The sequence below is a fragment of the Fundidesulfovibrio putealis DSM 16056 genome, assembly GCF_000429325.1.
GTDB lineage: Bacteria > Desulfobacterota > Desulfovibrionia > Desulfovibrionales > Desulfovibrionaceae > Fundidesulfovibrio > Fundidesulfovibrio putealis.
Genome location: NZ_AUBQ01000015.1, coordinates 23483 through 41336, shown reverse-complemented (window position 1 = coordinate 41336; position 17854 = coordinate 23483). Strand labels below are relative to the sequence as shown.

The following is a 17854-nucleotide window of genomic DNA, read 5'->3' as shown; positions in this document are numbered from 1 at the left end:
ACGTTTCACGATTGCAACAAAACCCCTCTTCACTTGAGATAAAATTCATGTAAGAGTTTCCACTGACTCAAAGTAGTCTATCCGTCTCAAGGATTCCCAGCCATGGACGCCGCCGCAACGATTCAGGACAGCCGGATTGCACCGGCGACGTACGCCACGCTCATCCTGACGGCGTCCCTGACAGCGTTCGCCTCCGGCCTGCACCTCACGCTGGAACATCAGCAGATGCTCGGCTGGATGCTGGTCGCTGCGCTCTACATCATGAGCCTGATGGAAAACCGCATGGGCCTAGCCTTCCGCGTGTTCTTCCTGGCCCTGGGCGCGTTCATCTCCCTGCGCTACGTGGTGTTCCGCACAACCGAGACCGTCTTCTTCACAGGGCCCGTGGACTTCGTGTTCATGATGCTCCTGTTCCTCTCCGAACTCTACGGGATCACTGTCCACTTCCTCGGCATGTTCGTGAACGTCTACCGGCTGAACAGGACGCCCGCGCCGCTCCCGGATGACACCGCCCTGTGGCCCACGGTGGACATCTTCATCCCCACCTACAACGAACCCGACGACGTGGTGTTCCTGACCGCCACGGCCTGTTCCATCATCGACTACCCCAAAGACAAACTCACCGTGTACGTCATCGACGACGGCGGCACGCTGGCCAAGCAGAACAACCCCGACCCCGAACTGGCCTGGGAGGCCCGCGACCGGTCGCTGCGGCTCAAAAGCATGTGCCAGGATCTCGGCATCCGCTACCTGACCCGCAACTACAACCGCAAGGCCAAGGCCGGAAACATCAACTCGGCCTTCATGGGGCAGTCCTTCGAGGACGTCGTCGTAGACGACGCGGACAGGGCCGTGACCGGACCGGACGGGACGGTGTCCACCTCCGGGGAGCTGGTGCTCATCCTGGACTGCGACCACGTTCCCACGCGCGACATCCTGAAGAACACCGTGGGCTTTTTCCTCAAGGACCCAAAGCTCTTCCTGGTGCAGACCCCGCACTACTTCCTGAACCCCACGCCCGTGGAAAAGAACCTCCACACCGCCCAGGACTCCCCCGGCGAGAACGAGATGTTCTACGGCGCGGTCCAGCTGGGGCTCGACTTCTGGAACTCGTCCTTCTTCTGCGGCTCGGCTGCTGTCCTTCGCCGCGAGTGCCTGGTTTCCCAGGGCGGCATCGAGGGCGAGACCATCACCGAGGACGCCGAAACCGCCCTGGGCCTGCACGCCAAGGGCTACAACTCCGTCTACCTCAACAAGCCCATGATCTCCGGGCTGTCCCCGGAGACCTTCGCGGACTTCATCCTTCAGCGCTCCCGCTGGGCACAGGGCATGACCCAGATTTTCCTGCTGAAGAACCCGCTGCTGCAAAAGGGTTTGAGCCTCAAGCAGAAGCTCTGCTACTTCAACTCCTGCTTCTTCTGGTTCTTCGGGGTGGCCCGGTTCATCTTCTTCATCTCGCCGTTTCTGTACCTGTGCCTGGGCATCCGGCTCTACAACGCGTCCATGAGCCAGATCGTGGCCTATGCCCTGCCCCACCTGCTGGCCAGCTACATCATCTCCAACAACCTGTTCGGACAGGTGCGCCACCCGTTCTTCTCGGAGCTTTTCGAGACAATCCAGAGCTTCTACCTGCTCCCGGCCATCATCGCCGTGGCCCTCAATCCGCGAAAGCCCAGCTTCAAAGTCACCCCCAAGGGCGTGGCCCTGGAGCGCGACTTCCTGAGCCACCTGTCCGCGCCGTTTTATTTCATGCTCATCATCTGCTTTTTCTCCTTCCTTTTCGCCGTGTACCGATGGACAGCCTACCCAATGGAGCGTGACGCCATCATCGTCACCGGCCTGTGGAACGTCTTCAACCTCATGATGCTCATGCTCTGCCTGGGCGTGGTGTGGGAGAAGCGCCAGATCAGGCGCTTCCACCGCTTCAAGGCCCAGGGGCTGGTCATGCTCGGCGACCCGGACTCGCTGGACTTCATGCCCACCGCGCTTTTCGACCTGTCACTTCTGGGCATGGGGGTGCTCATCCCCTCGCCCGCGCCCTACGCCATTGGTCAGAAGATCGCGGCCCAGGCCAAGGATTCCTACGGCAATTCCTACACCTTCCGCCTGCGCGTGGAGCGCATATTCCCCCATGGGGGCATGCACTACATCGGCACCCAGTTCATCATACCGGACGACAAGGCCATGGCCGACGTCGTAGGGTTCGTCCACGGCGACTCGGCCCGATTCCAGTCTTTCGCCCGCAGCCTCTTCAACAAACGTATCGGGCTGGTCACCGGACTCTACTATCTGGTAGCCAAGAGCATGACCGGCACTGTCCACAACATCCAGGGCATCTGGTCCGTCATGAGAGACATGGGCGAGGCCCTTTTCCTGCGTCTTCTGCGCAGGGCACACCTCGCCCCGGCAAGGAGATATCGATGAAGCGCCCCATCCTGTTGGCCTTGGCCCTGATCCTCAGCCTGAGCATCCCCTGGGGCGACCTGTACGCCCAGACGACCAAGGCCGCGCCCGTGAAGCCCGAGGCCGCACAGGCCCCGGCCACGTCCAGGGAGGTCGCCGCCCAGCCCAAGCCCGAGCGCAGGCCGGACGGGACCTACTCCATCAAGCTGCCGCTCAGCAGCCTGTCTCCGGTCAGGAACGTTCCCCTGAAGGGCGCCAGCGCGGCCTTCACTTTCAGCCTGCCGGTGCCCGAGCGCTGGGAGGTCAAGAGCGCGGCCGTAAGCTTCGGCTACGTCAACTCGTCGTCGCTTATCGCCCGGCTGTCGCGCCTGAGCTTCCTGGTTGGCGGCCGCGTCCTGGGCCAGATCGAGTTGCGGCCCGAATCGCCCAAGGGCAAGGTGGAGATCCCCATTCCCGGCAATCTCCTGCCCCCCGGCTACAACGAGTGCACCTTCAGCGTGGTGCAGAGCTACACCGAGGAGTTCTGCGAATATCCCCAGCACCAGTCCCTGTGGACCAACCTGGAGCTGGAAACGGCCACGGTGGAGTTGAACTACGCCGTGAAACCCGTGCCCCGCAGGCTCTCGGCCATCTCGGACTTCCTGTTCGATCCGCGCGGCTTCCTGGGTTCCGACGTGAACATCGTGCTGCCGGACATCTCCGAAAAGTCCGTGAAGCTGGCCGCCCTGGCCGCGTCCGGCGTGGCGCTGCGCATGGACTACCAGGCCGCGCGGGCCACTGTGTCCAGCGGCTTGAAGCCCGGCATGGACAACATCGTCATCGGCGACGCCTCCTGGGTGCAGAAGCTGCTCGGTGCACGCGCCCCGAAAATCGGCGAATCCACCATGGCGCTTATCCCGGAAGCCTCGTCCGGCAACTCTTCCCCCGACAACGCCATCATCGTGCTCTCCGGCACGCCGGAAGGAACCGACAAGGCCGTGCGGGCCTTCAGCTACCTGTCCTTCCCCTTCCCCGACGCCGCCGAGACCGACCTCTCGCAGGTAGACGACCCCGAAACCGACATGCTGGAAGCGGCCAGGAACATCAGCCGCGATAAGGAATACACCCTGCGCTCCATGGGCTACGTCACCCGGACCGTGCGCGCCGAGACCGCCCGCGCCCAGCCCATCGACCTCTCCTACACCTTCCCCTCGGGCCTGGACCTGAACCCCAACAGCAGCGTGGCGCTCTCGCTGCACGTGGCCTACGCACCCGGCATGCGCGAAGACTCGGTGCTCCTGGTGCACATCAACGGCATCTACGTGGGCGGCGTCCACTTCGAGAACGTCAAGGGCGGCACCTTCCTGGACTACCGCATCAACCTCCCCCTGTACGCCATGAAGAAGGGCACGAACACCATCACCCTGACACCCGTGCTGAACCCGCTCAAGACCAACCTGTGCGAGTTCTACCAGTCCGAAAACCTGGCCATGACCCTCTACGACGACTCCACGCTCACCTTCCCGGACATCCCCCTGTGGGTGAAGCTGCCTGACCTCAGCCTCTTCTACCAGGACGTGTTCCCCTACGCCCAGTGGCCCGACCTTCGTGACTCCACCCTGCTCCTGGGCGACAAGGAGGCCGACACCGTCAACGCCGCCGTAAACCTCGCAGCGCAGGCCAGCCAGCGCGTGGGTCTGGCGCCCCTCAAGCTCGCGGTCAGCTTCGGCCCGGCCGTGTCCGGCAACGTCATCGCCGTGGGCGGCGTGGACACCCTGCCCAGAGAACTGGTGTCCGCCGCGCCCTTCTCCCTCTTGCCCCAGGGCAAGCGCCCCTATCCCCAGATGCCGCGCCCCAAGCCCCAAGATGACGAGTCCGCCTCGCACAAGGCCCCCCTATGGTCCAAGTTCCTGCCCTTCCTCTGGGAACGCGAGCGCAAGCACTCCGAAGTTACCCGCTACATCTGGGCCGACGTGCGCTCCGGAGCGACCCTCTCGCCCGGCAAGGGCTTCGTGTCCCAGTTCAAGTCGCCCGGCACCGCCGCCGACACCGTCACCCTGTTCACCGGAGCCACACCCAAGGACGTGGCCATGCTGGCCGCACGACTCTGGGAGCCCGCCGTGCGATCCCAGATCACCGGGAACGTGGCCATGGTGGATCTGAACGCCGCCAACCCCAAGGTCGCCTCCCTGGAAGCCGGGGACAGCTACTACATCGGCAAGATCGGCGTGCTGCCCAAGCTGACCATCCTGGTGAACACCTACCCCTGGTATTCGCTGGGTACGGTGCTGTTCCTGCTGCTGCTCTTCGCCTGGGGCTCCCTGCGCGCGCTCAAGGCCGTAAGGGCCTCCAGGAAATAACCAGGGAATGCGTCCGCGCCACGCCATACAGGCCTTGCTCCGCAAGGCCTGCCAACTGACGCTTCTGGCGGCGCTGGCCTCGCCATCCCTGGCGGCGACCGTCACGCGCGAGCCCATGCCCGATCCGGCCCGGCACCAGGCGCTGGAAGGCACGGCGGACCAGGCTCCCGACGCGGTGGCTCCGTCCGTGCAACGCGAATCCGTGGGCACGGACATCAGCCCGCCCGTCAAGACACCGCCCAAGCTGGCGCGAGGCAAGCCCGCCCAGCGCCAGCCCGCGCGGGACCTTGAGGCGCTCGGCATTGGCTGGGAGCGGTTGAACGCCGGCGACACGCCAGCGGCTCTCGCCTCATTCGGACAGGCCGAAGCCTCCACGGACAAGCTCATCTCCCAGGAGGCGACGCTTGGCATCGGGTACGCCTACTGGCGGCAAGGCCGCGAAGCCCAGGCAGAGGCCAAGTTCAAGGCGTTGATCGAACAGGGGTTCCGCATTCCGGAAGTGCTGCCCAATCTGCTGTATCTGCTCTACAAACGCGGCGGCCCCAAAGCCGCCGAGCCGTACCTCAAGTATCTGCCCGAGAACGAACGCGCCGCCTGGCGCAGGTAGCCGGAGGAGGATGCCTCCGGCGGGCAAAGAAGGCTCCGCCCTCTCTGCACTCTCCCGCCAGGGGGATGATCCCCCTGGACCCTGCAGCCGCTTCGCGGGCAGCACCGTTACTGCTCAGAGAGCTCGCAAATAGCCCTGAAGCGCGCAAAGCCGCGCTTCAGGGCGTTCTTATTCTTGATTTTGCTGTCCTCTACGATGCCTGTTTTCTGAACCTGACTCCTGAAATCCTATGTCGCTGGTCGAATTCCCAAGGTCTGGTCATTTACCCTGAGAGGTCAGTGAGAGAGGCCGAAGGTTGAGACATGTAGCCTGAGGGCTTTGGGCGGGAAGGCTGCGAGCCGGGAGGTTAGAGACCGGGACCTTCGGGGCGGGAACACTGGGTGCAGGGTGCTGTCACGCTCGGGTTCTGGCGGGCGGGCGACGAATCGTCTTCAAATCGGTTCTAGCCCGCCCGCCAGGACACGAACGGGACAGCCCCCAGCACCCGTCCCCACATAACTCAAGCCTCCCGCACACGACGCGAAGCGGAAAGCCGGGTGCAGGGGAGGCTTCTCCCCTGCCGGGTCCAGGGCAGAGCCCTGGCGGGTCTGGGCGGAGCCCAGTGAGCAATCCCAACTAGAAGCTGACGTTCACGCCCAGTTCACCGCCGTAGGTCACCACCTGCGGGTTGGAGAACATGGTCGATACCGAGCCGCGCAGCGACACCGTGTCGTTTATCTTGAAGATCGTGCCGATGGAGGCGGTGCCCCAGTCGGTGGTCACGGGGGCGGCGTCCATGGAATAAGGCGCGGCGGAGGCCGTGGTGATGGCGGCCTTGACCCTGCGGTCCCTACCCGCGAACTCGTGGTTCCATTTCGCCTCCGCGAACGGCTGCCAGCGGGCCACGTCCACCAGGACGCGCCAGCCCAGCTGACTGACCACGGAATCGCGCGTCTGGCCGCCGAAGGACAGCGCGGTGACGCCGCTGGTGCCGGATTCCGTGAAGCTCTTGATGGTGACCTGCTGCAACACCAGCCCCACCACGGGGCCGGTGGTCACGGGTCCCAGCGTGATGTCGCCGCCAAGGCGCAGGGCCAGGGCCAGGGAGTGCCCGGAGGTGTCGGCGCTGTTCTGGTCGGGGAAGAGGCCCAGGGTGACCGGGCGGGTGATCTTGTCCTGGTACAGGCCGTAGGACGCCACCGCGTTGCCCCAGACCGGACCGGCCTTGTAGGCGGTGTAGAGGCTGAAGGCCTGGTCGTTCTGGTCGAAGTGGCCGCCGTCCTGGGAGAAGTTCTGGGTCTGGGTTCCGGCGGTGAAGGCCGCACCCAGGATAAGCCCGAAATGCGTCTGGTAGTCCACGCCCGCCGAGCCGGTGAAAGGGGCGCCGGATGAATCAGGGAAGCCCGTGGTGGTCTTGAGGTTCAGGGAGCCGACTCCGCCGCTGGCCCAGACGTTCACGCCATTCGGGCCTCGATTTTTGGAAGAGAGATCGATCTGACCCTGGATGGTGGCCGCGCGGGCCAGACCGCCCTGCACCGGGGCTTCCGCCAAAAGCGACATCTGGACCGGCGCGACGAGGAGGCTGTGCTCGTAATCCGCCTCGATCTGCTGGCCCGCCGTGGTGAAGTGCACGCCGTTCGCGCCGATGAACAGGTTGGTCTGCAACTGATCGGGCGTGACCTCGGCCCAGCTGATCAGCAGAGGGCTGAGCTGAGGAGACAGGGTGTTGGCCGACAGCACCGAGGTGGGGGTGAACCCGAACAGAGTGGGATGCTGCACCACAAAGCGCATCAGGGAGTCGATGTCGGCAGGGATGAAGCGCACGCCCGCCGCGGTCAGGTCCGCCCAGCGGTTGCGCCCGTAGGCCAGGGAGGTCGCGTACAGGCCTTCGTTTCCGGGAGCGATGGCGCCGCCGAGTCCGGCAAACACGGCGTAGTTGTAGGAGTTTGGCACCAGGATGGTGCGCGCGCCCGCAGCCTGCAGGGCGGCGGCGCTGACCGCCTCCCCGGCGGCCAGATTTGCCAGGAAGTTGGGGTTGGCGGCGACCCAGGCCGGGGTCATGGCCCGGAGGAACTGGAGGTCGTTGTCGCTTGTCTTGATCATGTAGACGGCGTTGGGGTTGGCCGCGCCGCCTGTGGACAGCAGATAGTTCTGGATCTGCTGGTTCGTGGAGACGTTGGTGGGGGCCGAAACACCGGAGAGGGCGGGAGAATTTTCGGAGACGCGCAGCGGGGCCGAGAACGCGCCGCCGTTGGCGTAGTTTGTCCCTCCGCCGCCGATGGCCGCGCCGTTCAGGCCGAACTTTCCGGCCAGCATGGTCGAATTCATGATGCCTGGCCCGACGAAAGCGCCACTGGCCCCGCGAGACACCGCGTCGGCGATGATCCTGTCGAACGCCGGGAGCCCCGTGGTGTTGTAGCGGAAATAGCCGCTGTCCTGGGTGCTGTCGCCGAATCCGACGTACTGGGTGAACCTGGCTGCGCTGGCAGGACCGGCCATGCTGATGACGAGGGAGAACAGCGTTGCGACAAGGGCGAGACGTTTCATGGTGGCCTTCCGGATAGGGTGGAGATCACGCTACGTCAAAAAGCCCTCGAGGATTCCAGGAGGCGAGACGCGGAGGAACACTATCTGTTCCGCTACCAAATTAAAAGCATTTTTAAGCAGTTACAGCAAAAGAGCCCTGCCCTTCTCGCATACCGGCGCAGCTCCCGGCATATCCCGCGAAGCGAATAGCCGGGTGCAGGGGAGGCTTCTCCCCTGCCGGGTCAAGGGCAGAGCCCTTGCGGGTGCAGGGCGGAGCCCGCCGGGGTGCAGGGGCAGCGCCCCTGCCTCTCCCCTACTCCTCGCCGGTCGCCAGCGGCAGGGTCAGGCAGAAGACGCTGCCGCCGCGTGGGGCGTGTTCCATCCAGATGCGCCCGCCGTGATGGTCGATGATGTGCTTGCAGATGGCCAGGCCCAGACCGGTGCCTTCGGGCTTGTCCTTGAGGGTGTCCCTGCGGTCGTGCTGATGGAACTTGTCGAAGATCTTCTCGGTTTCCTCGGGCGAGATGCCGGGGCCGGTGTCTTCCACGCAGATGAGCATCATGGCGTCGGGGTCAACGCTGGCGCGTACGGTCACGGAGCCTTCCATGGTGAACTTGAGGGCGTTGTCCAGCAGATTGATGAGCACTTGCAGCACGCGGTCGCGGTCGCCCTGCGCCGTGGGGAGCGAGGCGGGCAGTTCCAGGCGCACGTCCACGTTGGGGCGGTTCTCGCGCCGCCCGCCCACGGCCATCAGCGCGTCGGCCACCACGTCAAAGACGCTCAGGGGCTCGTTGCGCCAGGGCATCTTGCCGGACTCGATGCGGGTGAGATCCAAAACGTCATTTATGAGGCGGGTAAGGCGTTCGGATTCCTTCTCCACGATGTCCAGGTTTCGCAGCAGCCGCTCGGCCTTGGACGCCAGGGGCGAGCCGGAGCCGGGCTGGAAGAAGCGCTCGAAATCCTTGGCGATGAGCTTGGCGAAGCCCAGGATGGACGTGAGCGGCGTGCGCAACTCGTGCGACACGGAGGACAGGAACGAGGACTTGAGGCGCTCCAGCTGCTTGAGCTGTTTGTTGGCGGCCTCCATCTCGGCGATCTTGCGGAAGAGCGCGCTGGTGCGCAGCTCCACCTTGGCCTCCAGGCGCTGGTTGAGCGCGGCCAGGAGCGCCTCGGCCTTTTTGCGTTCCTTGACCTCCTCCTCCAGGCGTCCCATGGCCTCGTGCAGTTCGGAGCTCTTTTCGCTGATGAGCCGGACCTGGCTGTCGCGGTCGGCCTTGAGTTCGGAGGCGGAGCTGGTCAGACAGGCGACCTCGCTTTTCAGGGAGCTGTTCATGGCCTGGATGCGCTGGTGCAGGAACAGGCTTTCCAGGGCCTGTGCGGTGTTGTTCAGGATGATGGAGAGGATGGAGAGGGTCACCTCGCTGAGATTCGGGGCGTCGGCGTCCATTTCGGCCACGAACATGCCGCGCGTGCGTGAGGCGGTGGTGACCACGTGCAGCAGATGCCGGGAACGCGGGAGGCCTCCCGCTGCCGGGGGCGCGACAGGGGCGAGCACGGCGCGCTTCTCGCGCAGGGCGAAGGCGAACAGCCCGTCCTCGATACTCTGGTCCACGAAGGCCTGCAAACCGGGCAGGGCGGACGGCGGCGAGCAGCGGGCCATGAAGAAGGATGAATCGGCCTCGTCCACCAGCATGACCCCCAGGGTGGTGAACGGCAGCAAGCCGGCCAGACGCTCCAGGCAGAGGTCCAGGAGCGGGTCCGGCCCTTCCAGGCGGGCGAGGCTCAGGGAGAAGTCAGAGAGCGCGGCAGCCTGATCCAGCGCGGCCAGGGCCAGCCGGGTGGTCTCTTCCAGGTGGTTCAGCCTGGAGGCCGGGGTGGGATCGCCCTGCTCGGTGAAGAGGCTGTCGTGTGCGCTCATGGTTCAGCTTCCGCCCAGGAAGATGGATTCGAGCTGCCCCAGCTGTTCCTCGATGCGCGCCGCAACCTGTGCCGCAACTCCGGGCGGGACATGCAGCATGCCCAGGGCCGCCGTGTTCAGGGGGGCAAGCACGGACTGGCCGTTGGAGCCGAAATGGAGCGCTTCGGCGATGAAATCCGCCACATGCACGATGGTCGCGTCCTGGGGCGCGGGAGCCGCGAGCGGATCGTGATGGCAGGCGGCGGCCTGCACCAGGCTCGCGGGGAGCTGCCATGCGGCCAGGAGCGTGCCGCCCGCCTGGCCGTGGTCCGCACCCAGGCAGCGACGCTCGGCGGACTGGAGGCTCTCACCGGTCGCGCGCACCTGCGCGAGCACCAGCCGCGCCCGTTCGGGCACATGCAGAAAGAAGAACAACTGCCCCACGTCGTGCAGCAGGCCGCCCACGAAGTAGCGCTCGGTGTTGGGCAGCCCCAGAGCCGAGGCCAGGGCGCGCGCGCCGCAGGCGCAGGCCAGGCTGTGCAGCCAGAACTGCCGGGTGTCCAACAGGTTTTTGGGGATGCTCCTGAACACGCCCATCACCGTGACGCCCAGGGCCAGCGCGGAAAGCTGCTGCACGCCGATGATGGTCACGGCGCGCGAGATGGTGTCGATGCGTTGGGGAAAGCCGTAGAGAGGGCTGTTGACCATCTTGAGGAGCTTGGCGGCAAGCCCCGGATCGCACTGGATGATGTCCGCCGCCTCCGCCGGGGAGGCCGAAGGGTTTTCCATTATCTGGGCCAGCCGGGCCAACACCTCGGGCATGGCGTCCATGGGGAGGTCTTCGGTGGCCAGTTGCTCCATGTCCAGGGGGGCTAGGTCCGAGCCCTCGTCGCCGGGCTTTGCGAGCGTGGGGGGAACCAGGGGCGCGCCCTTTTCCAGCAGGTGGCCGACCCTGGCGACGGCGAGATGGAAGACGTCTTGCACCACGGGGTTGGCGAGGTCGCATCGCGACAGCCTGACCGCGCAGATTTCCTGCGCCCTGGCCGCAAGGCTCTCGGGCAGGCCGTCCCCGGCGTCGGCCAGGGAGCACGTCTTCTCGCCCTGCACGGCCACTTCGGCGATGCCCCAGGCCTTGAGGACCCCCAGGAACCGCTCGGTCAGGCAGGTGCCTTCGCCCATGAGCAGCCGACCGTTCACGTCGCGCACCGCCTGGGCCAGCAGCATCCCGGGCCTGAGTTCGCCAACTTTCATCCACGTCTCCCGGTACTTCTTGAACAATTCAGCCCGCCAAAGGCGAGATGAACACCGCCGCCCATCAAAATCATTCACCTCGCTTTGTCAAGCGCACCGGAGCTTGGCGCGAAAGGGGACCGGTGGTACAAGCACGTCCATGCATGAAAACAATCAGAGCAAACCCGGCCAGCCCGGCAGCTCAGTGACCATTTCCGGCCCCGCCGACCCGGTGGGCATAGAACGCAAAAGCTTCGCGATAATAGACTCCGAGGTTCCCGAACCGCGCCCCTTCCTGGGCGAGGAGTGGGAAGTGGCGCGCAGGCTGGTGCACACCAGCGCGGACTTCGAGCTCTTGAACCTGCTGCGCTTCTCGCCCGGGGCCGTGCAGGCGGGCGTGGCCGCGCTGCGCTCGGGCGCGGTGATCGTCACGGACACGCGCATGTGCCAGATGGGCATCCCCATGCGCCGTCTGACCCCGCTTGGCTGCACCACGGTCTGCCACATGAACGATCCCGACGTGATCTCCGAGGCCAAGAAGCTGGGCACCACGCGGGCCAGGGTGGCCGTGGAAAAGGCCGCGAGCATCTCCGGCCCGGTGATCTACGCCGTGGGCAACGCCCCCACAGCGCTCTTGCGCCTGATGGAGCTCATGGACCAGGGCGTCGTGGCCCCGGAACTGGTGGTGGGCATGCCGGTGGGATTCGTGAACGCGGCGGAATCCAAGGCGCTCTTGTTTACGCGCACGGACGCGGCCTTCATCGGCATCAGCGGCAGGAAGGGGGGCTCTCCCCTGGCGGCGGCCTGCCTGAACGCCCTGGCCGAGCTTGCTCTTAGGGGAACGGCCTAGCAGCCTGTTGAAAAATCCTCGCTGGCTGCGTTGCTGCGAATAAGTCAAACCCTCGCGTATGCCAAATACGCTTCGGCCTTGACTTTTTCTTGCGCCTTCCCAGCGAGTTTTTTGAACAGGCTGCAAGAATCGACTTTTACAACGGGCTGTTAGGGGTCGCGCGACAACAAGAGCGCGAAAATCAGGCCAGGGCCTGGCGCAGGTACTCCTGGGCGGCCCCTGCCGACAGGGGCCGGGCGAAATGATAGCCCTGCCCCATGCCGCAACGCAGGCTCCTTAAGACCGCCAGTTCCTTCACGGTCTCGATGCCTTCGGCCACCACCGCCATCTCCAGGCTGTGGGCCAGCTGGACCACGGCCTTGACGATGTGCAGGTTGTCGCGGTCGGTGTCCAGGTTGCGCACGAAGGCCCGGTCCACCTTCAGGGCGTCCACCGGGAAGCGGCGCAGGTAGGCCAGGGAGGAATACCCTGTGCCGAAATCGTCGATCATCACCGAGAGGCCCAGGTTCTTGATCTCCCCGAGCATTTCCGCTGCGCGCTCGGCGTTTTCCATGAGCACGCTCTCTGTGATTTCCAGCTTCACCACGCTGGGGGGCAGGCCCGTATCCTCCAGGATGCGGCTGATGCGGCCCAGCAGGTCGCGCTGCATGAACTGGCGGCCTGAAAGGTTGACGCTCATGGACAGGCCGTCCATGCCGGGGATCGACCTGCGCCAGGACGCCAGCCGGGCACAAGCCTGGGCCAGCACCCACTCCCCGATGCGCAGGATGAGCCCGGTGGCCTCGGCCACGGGGATGAACTCCATGGGGCTCACCAGCCCGCGCTCGGGATGCTGCCAGCGCAGCAGGGCCTCGAACCCGGAGGGGCGCAGGTCGGAGAGGTTCACGATGGGCTGGTACACCAGGAACAGCTCGTCGCGCTCCAGGGCGCGGCGCAGGTCGTTCTCCAGCATCAGCCGGGAGCGGACCTCGTCGTGCATGGCCTTGTCGAACACCATGTTCTCGCCCTTGCCCAGGGTCTTGGCCTGGAACATGGCCGTGTCCGCGTCGCGCAGGATGTCCTCGATGTTCTGGTAATGCCCCTCGTTCAGCACCAGCCCCACGCTGGCGGAGATGAAGATCTCGTAGTCCTCCAGGCGTTCGGGGCTGGCCAGCTCCTTGTGGATGCGCCCGGCCATGGCCATGGCCTCTTTGGGGTCCTGCATGTCTTCCAGGAGCACGGCGAATTCGTCTCCGCCAAGGCGCGCCAGCAGCCCGCGCGGCCCGATGGCGGAGCGCAGCCGCTGGCTGATGGAGCGCAGCAGCCGGTCGCCCAGGGAATGCCCCAGCCCGTCGTTGACAACCTTGAAGTCGTCCAGGTCCAGAAACAGCACCGCGAACCCGGCGCCGGGCCGGGACCTGTCCAGCGCCGACTCCAGGCGCAGCTTGAACTGGCTGCGGTTGGGAAGCCCGGTCAGCTCGTCGAAGAAGGCCAGGCGGCGCAGGCGTTCCTGGGCGCGCTTGCGCTCGGTGACGTCCTCGAACACCACCACCGCTCCCTCCAGCCGGTCCTGGGAGAAAAGCGGCGTGCAGGAGTAGTCCACGGGGAAGCTCGTGCCGTCCTTTCGCCAGTAGACGTCCTCCTCCACGTGGCGCAGCTGCCCGTCCGCCAGGGTGTGCGTGATGGGGCAGGCCTCCTCGGTGTAGACGCTCCCGTCGGGACGGGTGTGGTGCAGCAGCCAGTGCGCGTTGGCCCCGGAAAGCTCCGTGCCGGAAAACCCCGTGAGCTTCTCCACCGCCGGGTTGGCGAAGGTGATGAGCCCCGCTTCGTCCACCCCGAAGATGCCCTGCGCCACCGATCCCAGTATGGCGGTGTTGCGCTCGCTGAGCGCCTGGAGCGTCTTCTCGGCCTGAAAGCGCGCCACGGCTTCGGAGAGCACGTTGGCCACGGACTGCAAGGTGTTGACCTCGTCCCCGGAGAAGCGGCGCTTCCTGACGGAGTGGACGCCGAGCACGCCGAACGCCGAGCTGGTCCCGTGGATGACCACGCTCATGCCGCTGGCGATCCTGTGGTCGAGAAAAGTCTGGATCTCGCTCAGGCGGGTGTCGGTGCAGACGTCCTCCACCACCGCCGGGGCGTTGGATGACAGGGCGAGCCCGGCCAGGGTGCCGCTCAGGGAGACGCGGAGCGTGCCCAGCTGGGAGGCGTTCCAGCCCACTCCGGCGGTCAGCAGCAGGTCATCCTGTCCTGGGACGACTTCCAGCACCTCGCAGAAATCTGCCTCGAAGAGCATGGCCGCCAGACGGCAGGTTTTGTCCAGGATGTCGCGCAGGCTGAGGTTGGAGAGCGCGAAGATGCCCAGCTCCGCCACCACGCCCTGCTGGAAGGCGCGTTTGCGCAGCTGCACCTCGCTCTGGCGGCGTTTGGTGATGTCGTGGCCGAAAACCGCCACCTTGGAGACGTTCCCGTGCTCGTCGAACACCGGGAACAGGTTGTTGTCGAAGATGATGTCCGCGCGTTCGTCCTCCACGCGCAGCGGCTTGCCCGTGTCGAACACCCGGCGCAGGTTGGCCAGGCGTCTCTCGAACACGTGGGGCGGGAAGTACTCGCTCATGCGTCGGCCGACCATGGCCTTGGCCTCGGAAACGCCGAGCTTGCGGGCCGCGTGCTCGTTGGCGGCGTGAATGACCCCGTCGCGGTCGAACAGGAAGGCGGAATCGAGGGTGGCGTTCAGGAGCGTCCAGCCGGTGCGCTCGGACTCGCGCAGGGCGCGCAGGGTCTCGCGGTTGCGGGCCTCGCGGGCCTCGATGAGGGCGGAAACGTCAACCAGCAGAAGCCCGATGGCGGCGGGCCGTCCGGGGTTGCAGGGCAGCGGCGTGACCGAGGCCAGGGCGCGCAACCCCTGGGGCTCGTCCGCCTGGAGCAGGCCCTCGTCCAGGCCAAGCTCGGCCCGGCAGGGTTCGCCGTCGCGCGCGGCCGCCAGAACCCGCCTGAGCTCGTCGCGGCAGGAGGCCGGAAACATGTCCGGGACGTGGTCGCCGGATGCGACGCTCTCGCGCCCCATCAACGCCTTGAAGGCCTCGTTGCAGGTGATGAGCCCGAAGGAATGGTCCAGAACGGCCAGACCGTCGCCCAGGGCCGAAGCCATCACGCCGCAGCAGGCTTCCTCCCAGGGCCAGGACGCCGCCGTACAGGCCGGTTTCCCAAGGGATTTATTCATAAGCAAGCCCGGAATCCGTCCCGGACCGGAAGCCGCCGTGTGCGTAGCGCCGCACTAGACGTTGAACAGGAAGTGGACCACGTCGCCGTCCTTGACCACGTACTCCTTGCCTTCCTGGCGCAGCACGCCAGCCGCGCGGCAGGCAGCCTCGGTGGAGTGGGCGGTGTAATCCTGAAAGGATATGACCTCGGCGCGGATGAAGCCCCGCTCGAAATCGGTATGGATGACGGAAGCCGCTTTGGGCGCTTTCCAACCCTGCTCTATCGTCCAAGCCCGCACTTCCTTGGGTCCGACGGTGAAATAGCTGATGAGCCCCAAAACGGCGTATCCCGTGCGTATCACCTGGTCAAGCCCGGAGCTCTCGACGCCGTAAGATTCAAGGAATTCGGCGCGTTCCTCGTCGGAGAGCGTGGCCATCTCCTCTTCCATCTTGGCCGACACCTTGACCACGGGCGCGCCGGTCCTGGCGGCGTGGGCGCGCACGGCCTGCACCTCGGGGCTGTCCTCGCCAAGGCCCGCCTCGTCCACGTTGGCGCAGTAGATGATGGGCTTTGCGGTGATGGGGCCGAGCTCGTCGAACAGCTCAGCCATGGCTCCCTCCTTCGCGCCCTCCAGGGCGGAGGCGGGGCGGCCTTCCATCAGGTGGGCCAGGAGCTTCTCGGCTGCGGCCAGCTTGGCCTGGTGCTCCTTGCCCGCCTTGGCCTGCTTGCGCAGACGGTCCATGCGGTTCTCCAGCACCTGGGCGTCGGCCAGGATAAGCTCGGTCTCGATGACCTCGATGTCGCCCACGGGGTCCACGTTGCCGTGCACGTGCACCACGTCGTCGTCCTTGAAGCAGCGCACCACGTGCAGGATGGCCTGGGTCTCGCGGATGTTGGCCAGGAACTTGTTGCCAAGGCCCTCGCCCTTGCTCGCGCCCTTGACCAGCCCGGCAATGTCGGTGAACTCCACCGTGGCCCCGATCACCTTCTGCGGGTTGGCCAGCCGGGCCAGGGCGTTCATGCGCTCGTCCGGCACGGCCACGATGGCCTTGTTGGGCTCGATGGTGCAGAAGGGATAGTTGGCGGCCTGCGCGTTCTGAGCCCTGGTCAGGGCGTTGAACAGCGTGGATTTTCCGACGTTGGGGAGGCCGACGATGCCGATGCTCAGTGCCATTTCAGTACCTTATGATTGATCTCCCGCGATGCGGGGAAGCGTTCCGTGCTCTGTGCCGCCGTTGTGCGGCTGCGAAGCGGGGTGAAGCCGATGGCTCTTACCCTGGCTTGACGCAGGAGTCCAGCCATGAACGCGGTCGACCGTGGGTGAGGTGGAAGTGAGTAGTGACGCGGGCAGGACAAATGCGAGGGGCGTGAGAGAGCAGCCTAAAGCTCATCAATGTCCACTTCCACGAAAGGCCCACCTGAGCGTTCCCGGACCAACCGGGCGTCCTCCAGGTCCTCCAGCCGTTCCAGCAGCCGCGCGTAGTGCTCGGCAGAGAGCAGGTAGGCTTCCGGCTTGTTGTGGTTCAGCACCGCCACCGGGTCGTTCCCGGCTTCGTTCAGGATGGCGCTGAAGTTCCGTTTGAGTTCGGTGACGCTCACTGTCTTGTCGGCGTAGATGGTCTGCATGGCGGCAACACCTTTCACGATGCGAATTTGACATCAAAATAAGCATCACAAAAAGTACTGTCAACCTGTGAAAAAGCCTCCCGCCCACCGGAGCGGCTTCTCACCACTCCGGCGGGGGAAAGCCGCCGTCACGCTAGGACTTGATGAAGGCCAGCAGGTCGGCGTTGAACTCGTCCTGCATCGTGGTAGCCAGGCCGTGCGGCGCGCCAGGATAGACCTTGAGGGTCGCGCTCTTCACCAGCTTCACGGCGAGCATGGCCGACGCGCCGATGGGGACGATCTGGTCGTCGTCGCCGTGGATGAACAGGGTGGGCACGTCGAACTTCTTCAAATCCTCGGTGAAGTCGGTCTCGGAGAACTGCCTGATGCAGTCAAGCACGGGTTTGAAACCGGCCTGCATGCCCTGGAGCCAGAACGAATCGCGCACGCCCTGCGAGACTTCGGCCCCGGTACGGTTGTAGCCGTAGAACGGCATGGTCAGGTCCATGAAGAACTGTGAGCGGTCGCTCAACACTCCGGCGCGGATTGCGTCGAAGACTTCCATGGGCAACCCGCCCGGATTGGCCGGGGTCTTCAGCATGAGCGGAGGCACCGCTCCCAGGAGCACCGCCTTGGCCACGCGAGACGTACCGTGGCGGCCGATGTAGCGGGCCACCTCGCCCCCGCCGGTTGAGTGCCCCACCATGACCGCGTTCTTCAGGTCCAGCGTCTCGAACAGCGCGGCCAGATCGTCCGCGTATGTGTCCATGTCGTTGCCGTCCCAGGTCTGGTCGGAGCGGCCATGTCCGCGCCGGTCGTGGGCGATGACCCGGTAGCCGCGCTCGCCCAGAAACACCATCTGGGCGTCCCAGGCGTCGGCGCTGAGCGGCCAGCCGTGCGAGAACACCACGGGCTGGCCCGAGCCCCAGTCCTTGTAATAGATTGAGACGCCGTCTTTGGTTTTGAAAGTGCTCATGTGAACTCCCTGGAATGTATTGAATACAGGATGAATGACGGAGAATCACTCCATCGTGTAGACGCCTGACAGGTTTGAGTCAAGATGATTGAAAAAAGTAAATAGCCTCTCGAGCCTGTCATCAGGGGTTGCTACGCCGAAAGCATGGGATATTGTTCACTCACATCCGCAGCGGACCAGATTGCTTCGTAATGCGAAGCATTTCCGGGCACGTTCATCCGTGCCGCACACGGCCGATGCGCCAGGGCCGCCCCTCGCAATG

11 protein-coding genes are annotated in these 17854 nt (G+C 65.3%); 4 read left to right on the top strand and 7 right to left on the bottom strand.

The window, feature by feature from the left end:
* The first annotated feature begins 102 nt into the window (after positions 1-102).
* The 3 genes from G453_RS23855 to G453_RS0112680 are packed head-to-tail and all read left to right on the top strand — an operon-like array spanning position 103 to position 5349.
* Positions 103-2424 carry a glycosyltransferase family 2 protein gene (locus tag G453_RS23855; protein WP_051272384.1) on the top strand — a complete coding sequence of 774 codons (2322 nt, stop codon included), beginning with the start codon at positions 103-105 and terminating at the stop codon, positions 2422-2424.
* Positions 2421-4742, top strand: a complete 2322-nt coding sequence (locus G453_RS0112685; protein WP_027191377.1) for a cellulose biosynthesis cyclic di-GMP-binding regulatory protein BcsB — start codon at positions 2421-2423, stop codon at positions 4740-4742. The genes G453_RS23855 and G453_RS0112685 overlap by 4 nt, the downstream gene beginning before the upstream one ends.
* Positions 4743-4749: 7 nt before the next feature.
* On the top strand, positions 4750-5349 hold the full coding sequence (locus G453_RS0112680) for a tetratricopeptide repeat protein (protein WP_027191376.1): 600 nt from the start codon (positions 4750-4752) through the stop codon (positions 5347-5349).
* Between the two features lie 615 nt (positions 5350-5964).
* On the opposite strand, the gene G453_RS0112675 is transcribed toward G453_RS0112680, so the two are convergent.
* The 3 genes from G453_RS0112675 to G453_RS0112665 form a co-directional block, all read right to left on the bottom strand.
* The gene (locus tag G453_RS0112675; protein ID WP_027191375.1) at positions 5965-7875 is read right to left on the bottom strand and encodes an autotransporter outer membrane beta-barrel domain-containing protein; all 1911 of its coding nucleotides are present in this window, start codon (positions 7873-7875) and stop codon (positions 5965-5967) included.
* A 292-nt stretch (positions 7876-8167) separates the two neighbouring features.
* Positions 8168-9772: an ATP-binding protein gene (locus tag G453_RS26360; protein WP_051272383.1), complete on the bottom strand. Its 1605-nt coding sequence runs from the start codon at positions 9770-9772 to the stop codon at positions 8168-8170.
* Positions 9773-9775: 3 nt separating this feature from the next.
* Positions 9776-11002: an HDOD domain-containing protein gene (locus G453_RS0112665; protein ID WP_027191374.1), complete on the bottom strand. Its 1227-nt coding sequence runs from the start codon at positions 11000-11002 to the stop codon at positions 9776-9778.
* Between the two features lie 139 nt (positions 11003-11141).
* On the opposite strand from G453_RS0112665, the gene G453_RS0112660 reads away from it, so the two are divergent.
* Complete coding sequence (locus tag G453_RS0112660; protein WP_084502301.1) at positions 11142-11831, top strand: precorrin-8X methylmutase; 690 nt, start codon at positions 11142-11144, stop codon at positions 11829-11831.
* Positions 11832-12012: 181 nt separating this feature from the next.
* Here G453_RS0112660 and G453_RS26355 read toward each other — a convergent pair whose 3' ends face one another.
* The 4 genes from G453_RS26355 to G453_RS0112640 form a co-directional block, all read right to left on the bottom strand.
* Positions 12013-15030: an EAL domain-containing protein gene (locus G453_RS26355; RefSeq protein ID WP_084502300.1), complete on the bottom strand. Its 3018-nt coding sequence runs from the start codon at positions 15028-15030 to the stop codon at positions 12013-12015.
* A 54-nt stretch (positions 15031-15084) separates the two neighbouring features.
* Positions 15085-16185: a redox-regulated ATPase YchF gene (gene ychF / locus G453_RS0112650; RefSeq protein WP_027191372.1), complete on the bottom strand. Its 1101-nt coding sequence runs from the start codon at positions 16183-16185 to the stop codon at positions 15085-15087.
* Positions 16186-16391: 206 nt separating this feature from the next.
* Positions 16392-16637 carry a type II toxin-antitoxin system Phd/YefM family antitoxin gene (locus G453_RS0112645; protein WP_027191371.1) on the bottom strand — a complete coding sequence of 82 codons (246 nt, stop codon included), beginning with the start codon at positions 16635-16637 and terminating at the stop codon, positions 16392-16394.
* Between the two features lie 133 nt (positions 16638-16770).
* The gene (locus G453_RS0112640) at positions 16771-17592 is read right to left on the bottom strand and encodes an alpha/beta fold hydrolase (protein ID WP_027191370.1); all 822 of its coding nucleotides are present in this window, start codon (positions 17590-17592) and stop codon (positions 16771-16773) included.
* Positions 17593-17854 lie beyond the last annotated feature (262 nt).

What these genes read in the sequence shown, in the direction of transcription:
- G453_RS0112680 (WP_027191376.1), top strand. Translation starts at nt 4,750, where the DNA reads ATGCGTCCGCGCCACGCCATACAGGCCTTGCTCCGCAAGGCCTGCCAA.
- G453_RS0112660 (WP_084502301.1), top strand. Translation starts at nt 11,142, where the DNA reads ATGCATGAAAACAATCAGAGCAAACCCGGCCAGCCCGGCAGCTCAGTG.
- ychF (WP_027191372.1), bottom strand. Translation starts at nt 16,185, where the DNA reads ATGGCACTGAGCATCGGCATCGTCGGCCTCCCCAACGTCGGAAAATCC.
- G453_RS0112645 (WP_027191371.1), bottom strand. Translation starts at nt 16,637, where the DNA reads ATGCAGACCATCTACGCCGACAAGACAGTGAGCGTCACCGAACTCAAA.
- G453_RS26360 (WP_051272383.1), bottom strand. Translation starts at nt 9,772, where the DNA reads ATGAGCGCACACGACAGCCTCTTCACCGAGCAGGGCGATCCCACCCCG.
- G453_RS0112675 (WP_027191375.1), bottom strand. Translation starts at nt 7,875, where the DNA reads ATGAAACGTCTCGCCCTTGTCGCAACGCTGTTCTCCCTCGTCATCAGC.
- G453_RS0112685 (WP_027191377.1), top strand. Translation starts at nt 2,421, where the DNA reads ATGAAGCGCCCCATCCTGTTGGCCTTGGCCCTGATCCTCAGCCTGAGC.
- G453_RS0112640 (WP_027191370.1), bottom strand. Translation starts at nt 17,592, where the DNA reads ATGAGCACTTTCAAAACCAAAGACGGCGTCTCAATCTATTACAAGGAC.
- G453_RS26355 (WP_084502300.1), bottom strand. Translation starts at nt 15,030, where the DNA reads ATGAATAAATCCCTTGGGAAACCGGCCTGTACGGCGGCGTCCTGGCCC.
- G453_RS0112665 (WP_027191374.1), bottom strand. Translation starts at nt 11,002, where the DNA reads ATGAAAGTTGGCGAACTCAGGCCCGGGATGCTGCTGGCCCAGGCGGTG.
- G453_RS23855 (WP_051272384.1), top strand. Translation starts at nt 103, where the DNA reads ATGGACGCCGCCGCAACGATTCAGGACAGCCGGATTGCACCGGCGACG.